We start from the raw sequence: 18265 nt of genomic DNA on the forward strand, positions 1-18265 counted from the left end.
GTAGCCTCTGGGATTGACGGAAGATATGACAAAGTTAACTGAGACGCCGCAGTACCGGATCCGTGGCGTTGAGTTGTATGGCTTCGAAAACATGCCGTCGGCGGTGAATTTTCTGATGCCGCCGCAGAGCGTACGCAGCGGTATTTTAGTGGCGATTAATGCGGAGAAGATCCTGACCGCTGAGCGGGATGAGGGATTACGTACGCTGTTAGCGCAGGCGGAATATGCATACGCCGATGGTATCAGCATTGTGCGCTCGATTCGTAAAAAGTATCCACACGCGTCGGTGCAGCGCATTGCGGGTGCTGATTTATGGGAAGCGCTGATGGAACGCGCCGGGCGGGAAGGGACGCCTGTGTTTCTTATCGGCGGTCGTCAGCAGGTGCTGGATGAAACCTGCGATAAGCTACGTCGTCAGTGGAATGTGAATATTGTCGGGGCGCAGGACGGCTATTTTGCGCCAGCCGATCAGGATGCGCTTTTTGCCCGGATTGCGGCCAGCGGCGCGAAGCTGGTGACTGTAGCGCTGGGGTCGCCCCGTCAGGAGCTGTTGATGCTGGCGTGCCGTGCGCACTGGCCTGATGCGCTTTATATGGGCGTGGGTGGAACGTACGATGTTTTCACCGGCCATGTGAAGCGAGCGCCTGAGATCTGGCAGCGGTTGGGGCTGGAGTGGCTCTATCGTCTGATTCGGCAGCCTGGCCGCCTGCGCCGGCAATTAAAACTGCTTAAATATTTGCGCTATCACTGGCGTGGCGATCTCTGATATTGCTGATAAATGCCGCATTTTTACGCGTTGTGAGAGTGGAAATGCACTATTTGTCGACAAAATGCACAAAGCGTAATCAAACGCGTCTTTTTATTTAAAAAGCACTAGACACGATGGGCGCTTATCTCTAGTATGCATATCCGCAACGGCGCTACGCGCCCGTAGCTCAGCTGGATAGAGCGCTGCCCTCCGGAGGCAGAGGTCTCAGGTTCGAATCCTGTCGGGCGCGCCATATCGTTTGTGCGCATGAGCTTCGGTGGTTGATTTACCGCGGTTGGCAGTAGAGATTTAAATGCTGCAGGTTTTTAACTTGTGACATTAAGTATTGTGGTGGCTATAGCTCAGTTGGTAGAGCCCTGGATTGTGATTCCAGTTGTCGTGGGTTCGAGTCCCATTAGCCACCCCAGATTTTGCTGGGAAACGCGAAGGTGGCGGAATTGGTAGACGCGCTAGCTTCAGGTGTTAGTGTCTTAACGGACGTGAGGGTTCAAGTCCCTCTCTTCGCACCAGGCAAAACAGTTAAAAAAATCGGCGAGTAGCGCAGCTTGGTAGCGCAACTGGTTTGGGACCAGTGGGTCGGAGGTTCGAATCCTCTCTCGCCGACCATTTTAGAAACCTGTCTGAAAAGACAGGTTTTTTTTCGTCTGCAGAAAAGAGGATGAGGACCTCCGAAGGAGGTTTGAGCCGGGGCGCATGCTGTGGAACAACGTAGCGGTGAGTTCGAGCCTGCGAAGGGAATACGGTCAGATCGGAAAGGCGCTAATGCCATCCATGGCCGCTCGGCCCGCGCCGTCCCTGGCGCGGGACGCTTTCCTCCTCTGACCGTATTCCCTGCGCGTTAAGCATCTTCATTGCTGTAAACCCTAGCCCGCACAGCGGTGAGAGCGGCCAGCGTGTGAGCTTATCCGTTGCAACCAGAGTTACTAGGCTTTGATTCCTTTCGCAATATAAGCAGGAGCAACAGCGTCGTGAATTGCCGACAAATAAGTCATTGTTATTGTTGAGTTCACAGAGAGATTGACCTTGCTGTCTCCATTCAGAGACAGAGAAAATGCCAGCTGTCGCTGGATACCGACATTTCCCGACAGGCCTCTTGAATGAAGCTTTGAGCTAATTCTTTAACCTGCTGATTTATTGTGATTTTAAAAATAATCATAAACCTGGCACGGCTTGTGCAATACTTCTGCTGTAGATGCTCATTCCACCTCTTATGTCTGCTGATGCTACATAAACCTGGGAATGATGCAGAGCCAATTTTAGGTACCTGTTGTCTGCCTGCCTGTATCGCGAAAGCCTTACAGGGTTAACAGACACCACGTTGAGTCAGGTACCTCCCGGTTGTCTTACCGACCTGATCTTGCACCTGCCACTGGCAGGTGTTTTTTTTTGCCTGCGAAAGCGTGCTGGCAGATTGCGGGCACAAAAAAGCCGGGCAAGCCCGGCTTTATCAGGTATGAAAAGAGGATCAGGCGTTGGGATTGTTCTTCAGTGTGAGCAACAACCCTTCACGACGCATCTTCGCCGCTTCTTCCGGGCGACGCAGACGATCATAAACATCCGCCAGCCATGCATAATCAAACGCGTCAGGACGCTGTGCCAGCGCCTGCTGCAGTGCCTCAGCAGCCTGCTGCCATTCACCATGACGCATCAGCAACTGCCCCAGCGTACTGTGCAGCAGCGGTGTTGCGCCGTGTTGTTTGATTTGCTGGCGCAATACTTTCTCCAGCGCTTCCGGATTACCACTTTTGATGCGAGGCATCAGCAGCACCAGACGATCGTCATAATGACGCTTGAGGCCCTCCAGCACGATCGATTGCGCGGTGTCGTGATCGTTGCATTCAATCAGATGATCCGCCATGGCCACCTGCAGCGTCGTTTCCTGACGGGTTTTGCGGCTCAGATCGTTCCACCAGCGCTTCAGCCCATCGCTACCCTGGTCGGCCATCGCCTGATTCATCAGACCCAGCCAGGCCTGTTGCTGTAACGCATCGCGATGCAGCTCATCGCCAACCTGCGCCTTCTGCATGGCGGGCAGAATATCCAGCAATGCACTCCAGGCACCAGTACGGACATACGCCTGTTCGGCCAGGCGCAGCACTTCAGGATGACGCGGTGCCACTTCCAGCAGACGGTCAATGCTATGACGCGCAGCATGATCTTCGTTACGTGCCAGCTGAATACGTGCGCGGGCAATTTCTACTGGAATGGTGTTGCTCTCCGACAGCTCTGCAGCACGTTCAAGATGCTGATTGGCACGGATTTCATCACCACGCTGTTGTGCAGCTTCTGCTGCCAGCAGGTAGTTCGCCACCGGCACATCAGCGTGATCGGCATCTTTAGAAAGCAGTTTTTCCACCTGACGGTGATCGCCTTCTGCCAGCTTCATCAGCGCCGACTGAGTATGACGCTGGGCGCGACGGCGTTTACGTCCGGTAAACCAGCCACGGGTACGCGCGCCGGTGTGCAGCACGCGGCGCAACAGCCATTCCACGGCCAGAATCACCAGCAGGCTGAGGATGAGGATAATGACCAGGCCGGTGACGCTGGTTTCGATATTCCAGTTATCGGTCTGAATCAGCACGTAACCCTGATGACCGGCAATCATCGGTCCCAGCACTACGCCAGCAATCAGCAGGATAAAGAGGATAAATACCTTAAGCATGCTTAGCCTCCCTGCTGATTAGCAGCGGCAGAAGGTTGCGCTAACAGGTTCCGGACGCGGGTCTGCATCAGCTGTTCCAGCAATGGCTGACTTTCCAGGTTATCCGGCAGATCCATATTGATGTTCTGCTGGCTCAGCTCATCCAGCTGGGCAAGGAGGGCTTTAGTAGCGGCATCATTGGTGTCGTACCAGGCGCGAACCCACGCGGACACGGTGTCGATAGATTGTTTATAAATCTCATCCTGATGACGCGGTACCGCCTGAGCAGCAATCAGCAGACGCGAGCGGATATTCTCACGCAGGTAAACATCCTGATTAGGTGCCAGCAGCGGCTGGGCGGTGTTATCGCGGCGGCGGATGGTAATAAAATCATCCATAAAGTTATGCCAGCTTTTCACCAGATTCTGACGCCATTCGCGCACGGAACCTGACAGTTCACCGCCATCGCTGTCCATCGGCGCATCATCGCTGTCATTATCGGCCAGACGCAGATTATCAACGTTGTTCGACAGCTGGTTCAGTTTGAGGATCACGCCGTCATAATCGACCTGCGTAACCGAAGAGAGGTTACTGATATCCTGGGTCAGCGCACGACGCACATTCATGACGCTGGGATCGTTCATGTCGGCCAGGCTGGCATCGGCGCTTTTCAGCAGAGCAGCGGCGGTGGTGACATCCTGGTCGCTCCAGAGTTTGCGGCCAGCCAGTTTCACCAGATAGTCCGCCTGTGCCAGCAACCAGCTGCGCACGTCGTTGCCAGAAATCACGGCCACTTTTTCACGCAGGGTTTCCAGCTCTTTTGCTGACGCGTTCTGCTGTGTCTGGGCTGTCTGCAACGCGGTTTCGGCGCCGCTCAGTTGCTGAGTCAGCTGCTGTTTGTCGCTGCTGGCCTGCTGTTGCAACGCGCTTAATTGTTCGCTCAGCTTCTGATTGGTTTGTGCCTGTAAATCAGCCTGATGTTTCCCGTTAAGGTATAAACCCGCACCAATCGCCAGCGCAATCACAATCGCAACTGCACCCAGCACCATGCCACCATTTTTCGCATTACGCGGTGGTGTGCTGTTGCTGGAAGGAGAGCGGTCGACCGCTGGGGTGGTTTCTTCAACCATGGCGGAGGAGTCTTTTTGTTCCGTCATATGTGGCACATCCCATTGTTAAAGTTCAGCGTAACGCGCGCAGCAGCGCATCGTTATCGGCACCATCGGCTACCTGAATATCCTGCCAACCCAATCCTGCGGCCAAGGTAGCCAAACGTTCACTGACGACAACCAGTCGGCAGTTGAGCAGCCATTCCTCGCGATCAACTGCGGGGAACAGCGAAAAAAGCTGTTGTAACATTTCACCGCTGGTCACCACCAGCACGGAGACACCGCGATCGCGCCAGCGGCGTCCTTCAACGGGTCCATCATAATACTTCTGGCAGCGCTGATAACAGGCTGCAAACGACACCTCAGCACCTCGCCGGGTTAACGTCTGAGCCAGCAACTCGCGTCCGGGATCGCCACGCAGGATCAGCGCACGTTTACCTGCAACCTTCTGAAGGGTATTCAGCTGGATCAATTCTTCACTGGTTTCATGTGCATGAGGCCAGGTTACCTGCTGTCCGCTGGCGGTATGAAACGCCAGGGCGGTGCTGCGACCAATTGCATAATAGTCCAGCTCAGCGGGCCATGCTGTGACGGTGTGTTGTGCGTAATGTATAACCTGCTGAGAAAGGATAAAAACCAGGTCGCCAGGGCGAAGTGCGGCGAGCTTTTGTGGCAGAGAGGTGAGATCAGCGCCCGGCGCAAATTCAATCAGCGGCAGGCTCCACGCCTGTTTGCCAAGGGCATGCAGGCGTGACACCAGCTCTGCCGCTGCGGGTTCCGGGCGCGTCACCAGAATGGTCATGCCGGCGGCTGCCCCTGGTAAACTTCTTTCAGGATTTCACGCGCGCCGCCATTCAGCAGTTCATCGGCCAGTGAAATACCCATCTGTTCAGCCTGAGCGCGGGGACCACGACGTTCGCCGCTGACCATGACCCGGCCATCCGGTGCGCCAACCATGCCGCGCAGCCAGAGGTCATCGCCTTCCAGCACCGCGAAACTGCCGATTGGCACCTGGCAGCCACCCTCTAAACGGGTATTCATGGCGCGCTCCGCTCGGACACAGACTTCGGTATCATCGTGATTCAGCGCCTGCAACAGGCTGATTAAGGTGGTGTCGTCCAGACGGCATTCAATGCCGACCGCACCCTGACCCACGGCGGGCAGGGAAACTTCGGCAGGCATCGCCTGACGAATGCGATCTTCCAGTCCCAGGCGTTTCAGCCCGGCGACAGCAAGAATAATCGCGTCATACTCTCCGGCATCAAGCTTGCCGAGGCGGGTGCCGACATTGCCCCGCAGCGAGCGGATCACCAGGTCCGGACGGCGCGCACTAATCTGGCACTGACGGCGCAGGCTGGACGTGCCGACAATGGCACCCTGTGGCAGCGCGTCGATGGAGTCATAATGATGAGAAACGAACGCATCGCGCGGATCGTCGCGCTCGCAGATGGTTACCAGGCCCAGACCTTCCGGGAAATTGACCGGCACATCCTTCATCGAGTGCACCGCCATATCGGCACGGCCATCCTGCATCGCCAGCTCAAGCTCTTTGACAAACAGCCCTTTGCCACCCACTTTTGCCAGCGGCGTATCAAGGATGATGTCACCTTTCGTGACCATAGGCACCAGCTCAACGCGCAGTCCCGGATGGGCACTCATGAGTCGTTGCTGTACATAATGTGCCTGCCATAATGCGAGCGGGCTTTGTCTTGTAGCAATTCTGAAAATTTTGTCTAACATGCTGTTAACCATTTTTATCGTTCACTGAATATCCTATCATCTCTGGGTGAAGACTGTCAGTTTCAACGGATTGAAAACGGCCTGCGTGCGGTTTCAGGCCGGTTTATTAAGCCATAACGTGGGAACCAGAGCTGAAAAGGCGGGAAGCTGGTAAGAACGTGCTAAACTGTCAGGTAGCGCAACTTTCTTTACGGTCAATCTGCAGGGTGTTAGATTGATCACGTTTCCAGCAATTATCTGCCCACTTTTTTACTTTATAAGCGGCAGAGTGTGGAAACAGGGTGCTTAAACACTGGGACAATCAGGCGAAACGTCTTGTACCTCTACATTGAGACACTGAAACAGAGACTGGATGCAATCAACCAGCTGCGCGTTGATCGTGCGCTGGCTGCTATGGGACCCGCTTTTCAGCGCGTCTACAGTCTGCTGCCAACCTTATTACATTATCAACATCCGCAGATGCCGGGTTACCTTGAAGGTAGCGTTCCACATGGCATCAGCTTCTTCACGCCTGATGAAAATCAGCGTCAGCTGCTGGCCGATCTCACCGGCGACAGCGATCTGCGTCATGCCGATGCGCCGAAAGGCGAAATGCCGATTACGGCGATCTATTCTATGGGCAGCACCTCATCTGTCGGCCAGAACAGCGTCTCGGATCTCGATATCTGGGTCTGCCATCAATCCTGGCTTGATAATGAAGAGCGTCTGAATCTGCAGCGCAAATGTACGCTGCTGCAGAAGTGGTGCGTTTCGATGGGCGTAGAGGTGAGTTTCTTTCTGATTGATGAGAACCGCTTCCGCCACAACGAAAGCGGCAGTCTGGGTGGTGAAGATTGCGGTTCAACACAACACATTTTATTGCTGGATGAGTTCTACCGCACGGCAGTTCGTATGGCGGGTAAACGCATCCTGTGGAATATGGTGCCGGGCGAAGAAGAGCACAATTACGACGACTACGTAATGTCGCTCTACGCCAAAGGCGTGCTGACCCCTAATGAGTGGCTCGATCTTGGCGGCCTCGGCACGCTGTCGGCGGAAGAGTATTTCGGCGCCAGCCTGTGGCAGCTCTATAAAAGCATCGACTCCCCGTATAAAGCCGTACTGAAAACGCTGCTGCTGGAAGCCTACAGCTGGGAATACCCGAACACGCAACTGCTGGCGATGGATATTAAACAGCGCCTGCATGACGGTGAAATCATCTGCTTCGGGCTTGATCCTTACTGCATGATGCTGGAGCGCGTCACGCACTATCTGACCAGCGTTGACGATCAGCCGCGTCTCGACCTGGTGCGTCGCTGTTTCTACCTCAAAGTGTGTGAAAAGCTCAGCACCGAAGATCATCAGCACCGCACCGGCTGGCGTCGCGAAATTTTATCGCAGCTGGTCAAAGAGTGGGGCTGGAACGAAGAGAAGATTGCCATTCTGGATAATCGCGCTGAGTGGAAAATCGAGCGGGTGCGCGAAGCCCACAATGAATTGCTGGATGCGATGATGCAGAGTTATCGCAACCTGATCCGCTTTGCCCGCCGCAATAACTTAAGCGTCAGCGCCAGCCCGCAGGATATCGGTGTGTTGACCCGTAAACTGTATGCTGCGTTTGAAGCGCTGCCGGGCAAAGTGACGCTGGTGAATCCGCAGATTTCGCCCGATCTCTCCGAACCCAATCTGACCTTTATTCATGTGCCGCCTGGCCGCGCCAACCGTTCCGGCTGGTATCTCTATAACCAGGCGCCGGACATGGATTCGATTATCAGCCATCAGCCGCTGGAATATAACCGTTACCTGAACAAGCTGGTGGCGTGGGCGTGGTTCAATGGACTGCTGACCCGTAAAACCCGGCTGCATATTAAAGGCAATGAGGTTTGCGATCTGGCGCGTCTGCAGGAGCTGGTTAACGATGTTTCCAGCCACTTCCCGCTGCGTCTGCCCTCGCCGACGCCAAAAGCGCTCTATAGTCCATGCGAAATCCGGCACCTTGCGATTATTGTTAACCTTGAACACGATCCGACGGCGGCCTTCCGCAATCAGGTGGTGCACTTCGACTTCCGTAAGCTGGATGTCTTTAGTTTTGGTCAGCAGCAGCAGTGCCTGATTGGCAGCATCGATCTGCTCTATCGCAACTCCTGGAATGAGGTGCGTACGCTGCACTTCAGTGGCGAACAGGCGATGATCGAAGGGCTGAAAACCATTCTCGGCAAGATGCATCAGGATGCTGCACCGCCCGATACGGTGGAAGTGTTCTGCTACAGCCAGCATCTGCGCGGTCTGATTCGGACGCGGGTACAGCAGCTGGTCTCAGAATGCATTGAGCTTCGCCTCTCCAGCACACGTCAGGAGCCGGGTCGCTTTAAAGCGCTGCGTATGGCGGGCGAGACGTGGGGCCTGTTCTTTGAACGCATGAGCGTTTCGGTGCAGAAGCTGGAAAACGCGGTTGAGTTTTATGGCGCGATCTCCAACAACAAGCTGCACGGACTGTCGATCAAAGTCGAAACGAATCAGACGCCGCTGCCACCGGTGGTCAATGGGTATGCCAGCGAAGGCATTATTCAGTTCTTCTTTGAAAACACCACTGATGAGCGCGGCTTCAATATCTACATCCTCGATGAGACCAATCGGGTTGAGGTCTATCATCACTGTGAAGGCAGTAAAGAGGAGCTGGTGCGCGATGTCAGCCGGTTCTACTCCTCATCGCACGATCGCTTTACCTATGGTTCGAGCTTTATCAACTTCAACCTGCCGCAGTTCTACCAGATTGTGAACACCGGTGAGCGATTCCAGGTGATTCCGTTCCGTAGCCAGACGCTGACGCAGCTGTGTACCTCGCAGCCTGACAACGACAACAGCGACTATCAGCCACGCTATCAGGTGCACTGATGCTGACGGGCTGCCTGCGCTCTGCAGGTGGCCGCTATCTTCCCGGCTTGTCACCCGCTTCACGCTATTTGCGGGCATTTCCTGTTGCTTTTCCACCTTCAACTGCGATGATAAGCATCCAGGTAAAGGACATGAAGAGCATAAAGAATGAAGAAAGTAATAAGCCTGTTGGCCATGACACTGGCAGTAATCAGCCTTGCAGGTTGTGGTCTGAAAGGACCGCTCTACTTCCCGCCGAAGGATCAGCCGAAGAAACAACAAGCCCCAACCGACCGCCAGAAAGCGGATGCCTCTAAAGCCGATGTCGGCGGGCTGGTTACCGGCAATTCAGGCGTAAAAGCGAACTAATCTGATGGCTTATCCGGCGGAGCAAAAAATGCAGTTCTCCAAAATGCACGGTCTCGGCAACGATTTTATGGTTGTGGATGCGGTGACACAAAACGTCTTCTTTTCGCCGGAATTGATCCGCCGGCTGGCCGATCGTCATCTGGGGATCGGTTTTGATCAACTGCTGATTGTTGAACCGCCTTACGATCCCGATCTTGATTTCCACTATCGCATTTTCAACGCCGACGGCAGTGAAGTCGCACAGTGCGGCAACGGTGCGCGCTGCTTTGCCCGCTTTGTTCAGCTGAAAGGGCTGACCAACAAAAGTGACATCCGGGTCAGTACGCAGAATGGCCGCATGGTGTTGACCGTCACGCCTGACGACCAGGTGCGCGTGAACATGGGCGAGCCAAACTTTGAGCCTCAGCAGGTGCCGTTCCGCGCCAACAAAGCCGAAAATCTCTATCTGCTGCGCGTGGCCGAACAGACGGTGATGCTGGGTGCGGTGTCGATGGGCAACCCGCACTGCGTTATCCAGGTCGAAAGTGTCAAAACCGCGCAGGTTGAACTGCTGGGTCCGATTCTGGAGAGTCATGAACGCTTCCCGGATCGCGTCAATGTCGGTTTTATGGAGATCATCAATCCCGAACATATCCGCCTGCGCGTCTACGAACGCGGAGCGGGTGAAACGCAGGCGTGCGGCAGCGGCGCCTGTGCTGCCGTTGCATGTGGCATTCAGCAGGGCATTCTGGCACCCAAAGTGCGTGTCGACCTGCCTGGCGGAACGCTGCACATCACCTGGAAAGGCGCCGGTCAGCCGCTCTATATGACCGGGCCTGCGACACACGTCTACGATGGGTTTATTCATCTATGAAAAATATCGAAGAGCAGGCTGACAGTTCGGTTCTGCTGGACGATCAGGCCGTCAGTGATTATCTGCGGCAGAATCCCGATTTCTTTATCCGCAATGCCCGTGCAGTTGAACAGATGGCCGTGCCGCATCCGGTGCGTGGCAGCGTCTCTCTGGTCGAATGGCATATGGCGCGGCAACGCAACCATATTCAGCGGCTGGAAGAAGAGATCACACTGCTGATGGAGCAGGCCAGCGCTAACCACGAACTGTTTGACCGTCTGCTGTCGCTGGAGAGCCATCTGGCCGCGGCTGACTCGCTGCAGGATATGCTCAACCGTCTGCATCGCTGGGCGCGTGAGCTGGGCCTGGCGGGTGCCAATGTGCGGCTGTTCAGTGATAAATGGCTGCTGGGCGCGCCCTCCGATTTCTTTCAGCTGAGCCTCTCGCGTCAGGCGTTTGAACCGCTGCGTATTCAGCGCTTCGGTAACCAGCATCACTATCTTGGCAACATTAATGGGCCGGAACTGCTGCTGCTGTTGCCGCAGGCCAAAGCGATTGGGTCGGTTGCCATGTCGCTAATGGGTGAGGAGGGCGATCTCGGCGTGCTGGTGTTCAGCAGTCGTGACAGTCAGCACTATCAATCGGGCATGGGGACACTGCTGTTGCAGCATCTGTCGCAGATGATGCCTGATCTGCTCTCCCGCTGGGTTGAACGCGCATGAGCAGCGCGCTGCAGGAGGCCGTCGACGGATTTCTGCGCTACCTGAAAGTGGAGCGCCAGCTCAGTCCGTTAACCCAGAGCAGCTATGCGCGCCAGCTTGCCGCGCTGGTGGCGATTGCTGATGAGATGAAGCTCAGCAGCTGGGCACAGCTGGAACCGGCACAGGTGCGCAGCATGGCGGCGCGCAGCCGTCGCGCCGGACTGGCCGCCAGCAGCCTCGCGCTGCGGCTCTCCGCCCTGCGCAGTTTTCTCGACTGGCAGGTGAGCCAGGGTTTGCTTTCTGCCAACCCGGCCAAAGGGGTGATGACGCCGCGTAAAGCGCGCCATCTGCCTAAAAACATTGATGTTGATGAAGTAAACCAGCTGCTGGAGATCGACCTTAGCGATCCGCTGGCGGTGCGCGACCGGGCGATGCTGGAAGTGATGTATGGCGGCGGTTTGCGTCTCTCTGAACTGGTGAATATGGATTGTCGCCACGTCGATCTCGATTCAGGCGAAGTGTGGGTAGTCGGTAAGGGCAGCAAAGAGCGCCGGATACCGATTGGTCGCACGGCGGTCGCCTGGATCCAGCACTGGCTGCCGCTGCGTGAAACCTTTGGCGGCCAGGATGATGCGCTGTTTCTTTCGACGCGCGGCAACCGCATCTCGCCACGCAACGTGCAGAAACGCTTTGCCGAATGGGGCATCCGACAGGGCGTGGCCAGCCATATCCATCCGCATAAGCTACGACACTCATTTGCCACGCATCTGCTGGAATCCAGTGGTGACCTGCGCGCCGTGCAGGAGTTGCTGGGCCATGCAAACCTGTCGACGACCCAGATCTATACCCATCTCGATTTCCAGCATCTGGCTTCGGTGTATGACGCTGCGCATCCCCGCGCCAAACGAGGAAAGAACGAATGAAGTTTTATCGTCCGCTGTCGGCCATAAAAGCCATGACCTTCGACCTTGATGACACACTCTACGATAACTACCCGGTCATCCGTCGTACCACCCTGGAGTCCCATGCCGCATTGCAGGCTTTTCATCCGGCGCTGCGTGACTTCACGCCGCAGGATTATCAGCAGTTGCGCGATGAGCTGCTGCAGCGCGAACCTGATATCTATCATGATGTTTCGGAGTGGCGACGCCGTTCGGTTGAGCTGGCGATGCTGAATATCGGCCTCTCTGCCGCTGAAGCCTCCGCGGGTGCGGCAGAAGTGATGGCGGTCTTCCATCAGTGGCGGAGTCAGGTCGAGATGCCGGATGAGACGCACCAGACGCTGAAAGCCCTGGCGGAGAAAATCCCGCTGGTGGCGGTCACCAACGGCAACGCCTGCCCGGAAAAAATGGGCATTGCAGAATACTTCCGCTTCACGCTGCGGGCCGGGCCAGACGGGCGCGCCAAGCCGTGGCAGGATATGTATCAGCTTGCCGCGCAACGCCTTGATATCGCGCCACACCATATTCTGCACGTGGGTGATGACCTGACCACCGACGTGGCGGGCTCACTGCGCTGCGGGCTGCAGGCCTGCTGGATTAACCTCCGGCAGGGCAACCTGATGCATATCCCGGATGCGCGCCTGTTGCCGCATGTCGAAATTTCGCGGTTGGCATCACTCACCTCACTGCTATAATGGCTGTAAATTTATCCAGTCGTCTCCTCTTTTCTGTTTTGCCGCCGTCCCTTATCCGGCGTCTGTGGCGCCGCCTGACTGGCAGCGATAATGCCTTACGGCAGGCGGAATAATCAGTGTGACGACGGCGTTTTTTTCTTTGGTAATCGGTGCTTATGGACGTTTCTGAACTGCTCGATGGTTTGAATGACAATCAGCGCGCTGCCGTTGCGGCACCGCGCAGTAACCTGCTGGTGCTGGCAGGCGCGGGCAGTGGTAAAACGCGGGTGCTGGTGCATCGCATTGCCTGGCTGATGTCGGTGGAGAACTGCTCGCCCTATTCGATTATGGCGGTGACCTTTACCAACAAAGCGGCAGCGGAGATGCGTCACCGTATCGAGCATCTGATCGGCACCAGTCAGGGCGGAATGTGGATCGGAACCTTCCACGGTCTGGCGCACCGCTTACTGCGCGCCCACCATCTTGACGCCGGTCTGCCACAGGATTTTCAGATCCTCGACAGCGAAGATCAGCTACGTCTGCTCAAGCGCCTGATCAAATCAATGAACCTTGATGACAAACAGTGGCCTGCGCGTCAGGGCATGTGGTACATCAATGGCAAAAAAGATGAAGGCCTGCGACCAAAGCATATCGAAAGCTACGGTAATCCGATTGAGCAGACCTGGCTGCGCATCTATCAGGCCTATCAGGAAGCCTGTGATCGCGCCGGTTTAGTCGACTTTGCCGAGCTGTTGCTGCGCGCCCATGAATTATGGCTCAACAAGCCACACATTCTTAATCACTACCGCGAACGCTTTACCAACGTGCTGGTGGATGAGTTCCAGGATACCAACAACATTCAGTATGCCTGGATTCGGATGCTGGCGGGCGACAGCGGCCGGGTGATCATCGTGGGCGATGATGACCAGTCGATCTACGGCTGGCGCGGCGCACAGGTCGAGAATATTCAGCGCTTTCTGCAGGATTTCCCCGGCGCGGAAACGATCCGTCTGGAGCAGAACTATCGCTCAACCAATAACATCCTGAAAGCCGCCAACGCCCTGATCGCTAACAACAATGGTCGCCTGGGGAAAGAGCTCTGGACCGAAGGCAGCGATGGCGAACCGATCTCGATCTACTGCGCCTTTAACGAGCTGGATGAAGCACGCTTCGTGGTCAACCGCATCAAAGTCTGGATGGAGAACGGCGGCGCGCTCAACGACTGCGCCATTCTCTATCGCAGCAACGCCCAGTCGCGTGTGCTGGAAGAGGCGCTGCTGCAAAGCAGCATGCCGTACCGTATTTATGGCGGCATGCGCTTCTTCGAACGTCAGGAGATCAAAGATGCGCTCTCCTATCTGCGTCTGATGGCGAACCGCAATGACGACGCGGCATTTGAACGCGTGGTGAATACCCCGACGCGCGGCGTGGGCGATCGCACGCTCGACGTGGTGCGTCAGACGGCCCGTGAACGTCAGATGACGCTGTGGCAGGCAACGCGTGAACTGCTGCAAAGCCGTGCGCTGGCTGGCCGGGCCGCGTCTGCGCTGCAACGCTTCTGTGAACTGGTTGATTCACTGGCAACCGAAACCGCCGAGTTACCGCTGCATGTTCAGACCGACCGGGTTATCAAAGACTCTGGCCTGTGGCTGATGTATGAGCAGGAAAAAGGTGAGAAGGGCCAGGCGCGTATCGAAAACCTTGAGGAGCTGGTGACCGCTACGCGGCAGTTCAGCTATCAGGATGAAGATGAAGATCTGATGCCACTGCAGGCCTTTTTATCCCACGCCGCGCTGGAAGCGGGCGAAGGCCAGGCAGACAAATGGCAGGATGCGGTTCAGCTGATGACGCTCCACTCGGCAAAAGGGCTGGAGTTCAGCCAGGTGTTTATCGTCGGCATGGAAGAGGGCATGTTCCCGAGCCAGATGTCACTGGATGAAGGTGGCCGGCTGGAGGAGGAACGTCGTCTGGCTTATGTCGGCGTGACCCGTGCGATGCTCAAGCTGACGCTGACCTACGCCGAAACCCGCCGACTCTATGGTAAGGAAGTGTATCACCGGCCGTCCCGTTTTATCGGCGAACTGCCCGAAGCGTGCATAGAAGAAGTGCGTCTGCGCGCCAGCGTCAGCCGTCCGGTAAACCATCAGCGGATGGGTGCCCCGGTGACCAAAAATGACAGTGGATTCGCGCTGGGGCAGCGTGTTCATCACGCAAAATTTGGCGAAGGCACCATCATTAATCTGGAAGGCAGCGGCGAGCATAGCCGTCTTCAGGTGGCGTTTCAGGGACAGGGAATCAAGTGGCTGGTGGCGGCTTACGCGAAGCTTGAAACGCTTTAGCGTGCGGTTGACGGCTTTTTCGTCTCAGCGTAACATGCGCCCACTATTATCATGAGAGGACAATGCCTTGGACACGCCCAGTCGATGCTGGCTCAATGACCTGGATTCCAGGAATAACATCTAAGGCTACCTCTTTACGCGGGTAGCCTTAGCGGTTATCAGCGACCTCCCTTTTTGATTCCGTCGCGAGTCAGCACTGATTTATCTCTGAAACTCTGTTTCCGTGTTCAGGCTGCCCGTTCCATGTTGAGGAACGGCGGACTGCCTTGTCCCATTTAGTCTGCAATGGGGAGTATTGCTATGCTGAGCGCATTTAAACTGGATCACAGCCGCCTGACGCGACTGGAGCTGGAAGACGAAAACGACAAACTGACGACCTCTGTCTGGGTCGATCTGATCGAGCCGGAAGAGGGCGAACGTGATCGCGTGCAATCTGAGCTGGGCCAGAGTCTGGCAACACGGCCTGAGCTGGAAGATATCGAGGCCTCGGCACGCTTCTTCGAAGATGAAGATGGTCTGCATATCCACTCCTTCTTCTTCTATGAAGACGCTGACGATCACGCCGGTAACTCCACCGTGGCGTTCACCATCCGTGAAGGCCGTCTCTACACGCTGCGCGAACGTGAGCTGCCTGCGTTCCGTCTCTATCGCATGCGCGCCCGTAATCAGACCCTGATCGACGGCAATGCCTTTGAGCTGCTGCTCGACCTGTTTGAAACCAAAATCGAACAGCTGGCGGACGAAATCGAGAACATCTACAGCGCACTGGAGAAACTCAGCCGGGTGATCATGGAAGGTCAGCAGGGCGAAGAGTACGATCAGGCGCTGTCGCGATTAGCGGAACTGGAAGATATCGGCTGGAAGGTGCGTCTCTGTCTGATGGATACCCAGCGCGCCCTGAACTTCCTGGTACGCAAAGCACGTTTGCCGGGCAATCAGCTGGAGCAGGCGCGTGAAATTCTGCGCGATATCGAATCGCTGCTGCCGCATAACGAATCACTGTTCCAGAAGGTCAACTTCCTGATGCAGGCGGCGATGGGTTTCATCAACATCGAGCAGAACCGCATCATCAAGATCTTCTCGGTGGTCTCCGTGGTGTTTCTGCCGCCGACGCTGGTGGCCTCCAGCTATGGGATGAACTTTGAGTTTATGCCGGAACTGAAGTGGAGCTTCGGTTATCCGGCCGCGATCGGCCTGATGATTCTGGCCGGACTGGCGCCTTATCTCTATTTCAAGCGTAAAAACTGGCTTTAAAATAAGAACGGGCCATCTGAGATGGCCCGTTCTGCTGGCTCCTGTCCCCATTTCTGCGTAATCTTACCCTCCTGTTTTTACAAATTATTAACTTCTTATGGACGCTTTTTCGTTGCGCGCGCAGTGGACGCTGCTGCTGCTGATCTCGGTATTGCTGGGCGCGGTGCTGCACTATTTTCATGTGCCCGCTGCGCTGTTACTGGGACCGATGATTGTGGGTGTAGTGATGGGGCTGTCGGGTGCCACGCTGCGAATTGATAAACGGCTGTTCCTGCTCGCTCAGGCCGTACTGGGCTGCATGATTGCGCAGAGTCTGTCGCCTTCGATTCTGGCACCGCTGATTCAGGACTGGCCGATCGTGCTGACGGTGCTGCTGCTGACGCTGGCGGCCAGCGGCCTGTCAGGTTTTCTGCTGGTGCGCTTCAGTCATCTGCCTGGCCCGACCGGCGCATGGGGATCGTCGCCGGGCGGTGCATCGGCCATGGTGGCGATGGCGGGTGACTTTGGCGCTGACGTGCGGCTGGTCGCATTTATGCAATATCTGCGGGTGCTGTTTGTCGCCTCGGCGGCCGCACTGGTGGCGCGCATCGGGCTGGGTGATGAGGCGCACAGCGTCTCGCTGCTCTGGTTTCCACCGCTGAATCATGGCTTTGTTGTCACCCTGGTGGTGATGCTGACAGGCGCGTGGCTGGGCACACGACTGCGCATTCCTTCTGGCGCGCTGCTGCTGCCTGCGCTGGCGGGTGCGGCACTGCACAGTAGCGACATCGCGGTGTTACAGGTGCCGGAATGGCTGCTGGCCGTGGCCTATGCACTGATTGGCTGGAGCGTGGGATTACGTTTCACCCGCCCGATTTTTCTGCTGGCACTGCGCACGCTGCCGCAGATGCTGGCCTCGATCTTCGGGCTGATGCTGTTGTGTGGCGGGCTGGCGTGGATGCTGACGCGAATGCTGGATATCGATCTGATGACGGCCTATCTCGCCACCAGTCCAGGCGGGCTGGACACGGTGGCGATCATTGCGGCAGGAACCCAGGTCAACATGGCGTTTGTGATGGCGTTGCAGACGTTGCGTCTGTTTACCATCCTGCTGACCGGCCCGGCTTTAGCGCGCTTTATTTCACGCTATGCGCGAACGGGAACGGAATGAAAACGCCACCGCATCGCAGACAAATACCAGCAGCGCCAGCCAGATGAAGCCAAAGGTCACCATCTTGTCTGGCGTGATGGTCTCACCGTAAAACGCGACCGCCAGCACAAACATCAGCGTCGGGCCGAGATACTGAAAGAAGCCTACGGTGGAAAGTCGCAGACGACTGCAGGCTGCCGCAAACAGCATCAGCGGAATGGTGGTCACAATGCCCGCCGCTATCAGCTTCAGGTTGAGACTCAGTGGGTTGGCGGATAAGTGGCTGGTGGCGCTGTCGGCAAAGCCAAACAGGTAAATCGCCGCCAGCGGAAACAGCCACAGAGTTTCAATCAGCATGCCGCTCTGCGCATCGACCTGAATCTTTTTGCGCACCAGGCCATACAGGGCGAAGCTCAGCGCCAGGCCCAGCGCGATAATCGGTAACGAGCCAAACTGCCACAGCTGCACCAGTACGCCGACGGTGGCCAGCAGCACGGCGAGCCACTGCAAGCGGCGAAACCGTTCGCGCAAAAACAGCATGCCGAACACCACGTTGATCAGCGGGTTAATAAAGTAGCCCAGGCTGGCTTCCAGCATATGCTGATTGTTGACTGCCCAGATAAACAGCAGCCAGTTGCCGCCGATAGTCACGGCCGTCAGCGCCAGCAGCAGCACTTTTTTAGGCTGGCGCAACACGCTGCGAACGCCGGGCCAGCTGCGGCTCAGGGTAATCAGTAACAGCATAAACAGTGCAGACCAGATCACCCGGTGCGTCATGATTTCCGTGGCGGGAACCTGCTTTACCAGTTTGAAATAAGCGGGCGCAATGCCCCAGATAAAGTAAGCGCCCAGTGCAAAGCCAACGCCCTGGCGGGTTTGTTGCGTATCCATATGCGTTCCATTCAATGGCGTGG

The 18265-nt window shown here is 56.3% G+C and carries 16 protein-coding genes and 4 tRNA genes; 15 read left to right on the plus strand and 5 right to left on the minus strand.

Annotated features, from left to right (window positions below; translation table 11 throughout):
* Positions 1-25: 25 nt before the first annotated feature.
* The 5 genes from wecG to HFD94_RS15470 all read left to right on the plus strand — a co-directional run bounded on the left by wecG (position 26) and on the right by HFD94_RS15470 (position 1375).
* On the plus strand, positions 26-766 hold the full coding sequence (gene wecG, locus HFD94_RS15450; protein WP_031292610.1) for a lipopolysaccharide N-acetylmannosaminouronosyltransferase: 741 nt from the start codon (positions 26-28) through the stop codon (positions 764-766).
* Positions 767-924: 158 nt separating this feature from the next.
* Positions 925-1001 (plus strand) — tRNA-Arg (locus HFD94_RS15455).
* Positions 1002-1099: 98 nt separating this feature from the next.
* Positions 1100-1175 (plus strand) — tRNA-His (locus HFD94_RS15460).
* A gap of 16 nt (positions 1176-1191) precedes the next feature.
* Positions 1192-1278: transfer RNA gene (locus tag HFD94_RS15465), tRNA-Leu, on the plus strand.
* Positions 1279-1298: 20 nt separating this feature from the next.
* Positions 1299-1375, plus strand: a tRNA-Pro gene (locus tag HFD94_RS15470).
* A gap of 859 nt (positions 1376-2234) precedes the next feature.
* Here HFD94_RS15470 and hemY read toward each other — a convergent pair.
* The 4 genes from hemY to hemC are packed head-to-tail and all read right to left on the minus strand — an operon-like array spanning position 2235 to position 6259.
* The gene (gene hemY / locus HFD94_RS15475) at positions 2235-3431 is read right to left on the minus strand and encodes a protoheme IX biogenesis protein HemY (protein ID WP_010257339.1); all 1197 of its coding nucleotides are present in this window, start codon (positions 3429-3431) and stop codon (positions 2235-2237) included.
* 2 nt (positions 3432-3433) lie between these two features.
* Positions 3434-4567, minus strand: a complete 1134-nt coding sequence (hemX, locus tag HFD94_RS15480) for a uroporphyrinogen-III C-methyltransferase (protein ID WP_167433277.1) — start codon at positions 4565-4567, stop codon at positions 3434-3436.
* A 25-nt stretch (positions 4568-4592) separates the two neighbouring features.
* Positions 4593-5321, minus strand: coding sequence for a uroporphyrinogen-III synthase (gene hemD, locus HFD94_RS15485; RefSeq protein WP_010257334.1), 729 nt, complete (start codon positions 5319-5321; stop codon positions 4593-4595).
* Positions 5318-6259 carry a hydroxymethylbilane synthase gene (hemC, locus tag HFD94_RS15490; protein ID WP_033773337.1) on the minus strand — a complete coding sequence of 314 codons (942 nt, stop codon included), beginning with the start codon at positions 6257-6259 and terminating at the stop codon, positions 5318-5320. The genes hemD and hemC overlap by 4 nt, the downstream gene beginning before the upstream one ends.
* Positions 6260-6574: 315 nt before the next feature.
* Here hemC and HFD94_RS15495 point away from each other — a divergent pair, with 315 nt between their 5' ends.
* The 10 genes from HFD94_RS15495 (at position 6575) to HFD94_RS15535 (ending at position 17372) form a co-directional block, all read left to right on the plus strand.
* On the plus strand, positions 6575-9133 hold the full coding sequence (locus HFD94_RS15495; protein ID WP_010257330.1) for a class I adenylate cyclase: 2559 nt from the start codon (positions 6575-6577) through the stop codon (positions 9131-9133).
* A gap of 147 nt (positions 9134-9280) precedes the next feature.
* Complete coding sequence (locus HFD94_RS15500) at positions 9281-9481, plus strand: lipoprotein (RefSeq protein WP_010257328.1); 201 nt, start codon at positions 9281-9283, stop codon at positions 9479-9481.
* A 28-nt stretch (positions 9482-9509) separates the two neighbouring features.
* On the plus strand, positions 9510-10334 hold the full coding sequence (gene dapF, locus HFD94_RS15505) for a diaminopimelate epimerase (RefSeq protein ID WP_010257326.1): 825 nt from the start codon (positions 9510-9512) through the stop codon (positions 10332-10334).
* Positions 10331-11035 carry a DUF484 domain-containing protein gene (locus tag HFD94_RS15510; protein ID WP_010257324.1) on the plus strand — a complete coding sequence of 235 codons (705 nt, stop codon included), beginning with the start codon at positions 10331-10333 and terminating at the stop codon, positions 11033-11035. Before dapF ends, HFD94_RS15510 begins: the two co-directional genes overlap by 4 nt.
* Positions 11032-11937 carry a tyrosine recombinase XerC gene (gene xerC, locus HFD94_RS15515; protein WP_010671674.1) on the plus strand — a complete coding sequence of 302 codons (906 nt, stop codon included), beginning with the start codon at positions 11032-11034 and terminating at the stop codon, positions 11935-11937. Before HFD94_RS15510 ends, xerC begins: the two co-directional genes overlap by 4 nt.
* A complete protein-coding gene (gene yigB, locus HFD94_RS15520) occupies positions 11934-12650 on the plus strand; it encodes a 5-amino-6-(5-phospho-D-ribitylamino)uracil phosphatase YigB (RefSeq protein ID WP_033785783.1) in 717 nt (238 codons plus the stop codon). The genes xerC and yigB overlap by 4 nt, the downstream gene beginning before the upstream one ends.
* A 155-nt stretch (positions 12651-12805) precedes the next feature.
* Positions 12806-14968, plus strand: a complete 2163-nt coding sequence (gene uvrD, locus HFD94_RS15525; RefSeq protein ID WP_010257313.1) for a DNA helicase II — start codon at positions 12806-12808, stop codon at positions 14966-14968.
* Positions 14969-15035: 67 nt separating this feature from the next.
* A complete protein-coding gene (gene ysgD, locus HFD94_RS23180) occupies positions 15036-15092 on the plus strand; it encodes a YsgD/CorL family protein (RefSeq protein ID WP_353748370.1) in 57 nt (18 codons plus the stop codon).
* A 176-nt stretch (positions 15093-15268) separates the two neighbouring features.
* On the plus strand, positions 15269-16222 hold the full coding sequence (gene corA / locus HFD94_RS15530; RefSeq protein ID WP_003854370.1) for a magnesium/cobalt transporter CorA: 954 nt from the start codon (positions 15269-15271) through the stop codon (positions 16220-16222).
* Between the two features lie 97 nt (positions 16223-16319).
* Positions 16320-17372, plus strand: coding sequence for an AbrB family transcriptional regulator (locus tag HFD94_RS15535; RefSeq protein ID WP_045140893.1), 1053 nt, complete (start codon positions 16320-16322; stop codon positions 17370-17372).
* Here HFD94_RS15535 and rarD read toward each other — a convergent pair.
* Positions 17343-18242 (minus strand): EamA family transporter RarD, encoded by a 900-nt coding sequence (rarD, locus tag HFD94_RS15540; RefSeq protein ID WP_010257306.1) that lies wholly within the window; start codon positions 18240-18242, stop codon positions 17343-17345. The genes HFD94_RS15535 and rarD overlap by 30 nt on opposite strands.
* Between the last annotated feature and the right edge of the window lie 23 nt (positions 18243-18265).

The sequence above is a fragment of the Pantoea sp. EKM20T genome (assembly GCF_011800485.1).
Taxonomy (GTDB): domain Bacteria; phylum Pseudomonadota; class Gammaproteobacteria; order Enterobacterales; family Enterobacteriaceae; genus Pantoea; species Pantoea agglomerans.

What these genes read in the sequence shown, in the direction of transcription:
- wecG (WP_031292610.1), top strand. Translation starts at nt 26, where the DNA reads ATGACAAAGTTAACTGAGACGCCGCAGTACCGGATCCGTGGCGTTGAG.
- hemY (WP_010257339.1), bottom strand. Translation starts at nt 3,431, where the DNA reads ATGCTTAAGGTATTTATCCTCTTTATCCTGCTGATTGCTGGCGTAGTG.
- hemX (WP_167433277.1), bottom strand. Translation starts at nt 4,567, where the DNA reads ATGACGGAACAAAAAGACTCCTCCGCCATGGTTGAAGAAACCACCCCA.
- hemD (WP_010257334.1), bottom strand. Translation starts at nt 5,321, where the DNA reads ATGACCATTCTGGTGACGCGCCCGGAACCCGCAGCGGCAGAGCTGGTG.
- hemC (WP_033773337.1), bottom strand. Translation starts at nt 6,259, where the DNA reads ATGTTAGACAAAATTTTCAGAATTGCTACAAGACAAAGCCCGCTCGCA.
- HFD94_RS15500 (WP_010257328.1), top strand. Translation starts at nt 9,281, where the DNA reads ATGAAGAAAGTAATAAGCCTGTTGGCCATGACACTGGCAGTAATCAGC.
- dapF (WP_010257326.1), top strand. Translation starts at nt 9,510, where the DNA reads ATGCAGTTCTCCAAAATGCACGGTCTCGGCAACGATTTTATGGTTGTG.
- HFD94_RS15510 (WP_010257324.1), top strand. Translation starts at nt 10,331, where the DNA reads ATGAAAAATATCGAAGAGCAGGCTGACAGTTCGGTTCTGCTGGACGAT.
- xerC (WP_010671674.1), top strand. Translation starts at nt 11,032, where the DNA reads ATGAGCAGCGCGCTGCAGGAGGCCGTCGACGGATTTCTGCGCTACCTG.
- yigB (WP_033785783.1), top strand. Translation starts at nt 11,934, where the DNA reads ATGAAGTTTTATCGTCCGCTGTCGGCCATAAAAGCCATGACCTTCGAC.
- uvrD (WP_010257313.1), top strand. Translation starts at nt 12,806, where the DNA reads ATGGACGTTTCTGAACTGCTCGATGGTTTGAATGACAATCAGCGCGCT.
- corA (WP_003854370.1), top strand. Translation starts at nt 15,269, where the DNA reads ATGCTGAGCGCATTTAAACTGGATCACAGCCGCCTGACGCGACTGGAG.
- HFD94_RS15535 (WP_045140893.1), top strand. Translation starts at nt 16,320, where the DNA reads ATGGACGCTTTTTCGTTGCGCGCGCAGTGGACGCTGCTGCTGCTGATC.
- rarD (WP_010257306.1), bottom strand. Translation starts at nt 18,242, where the DNA reads ATGGATACGCAACAAACCCGCCAGGGCGTTGGCTTTGCACTGGGCGCT.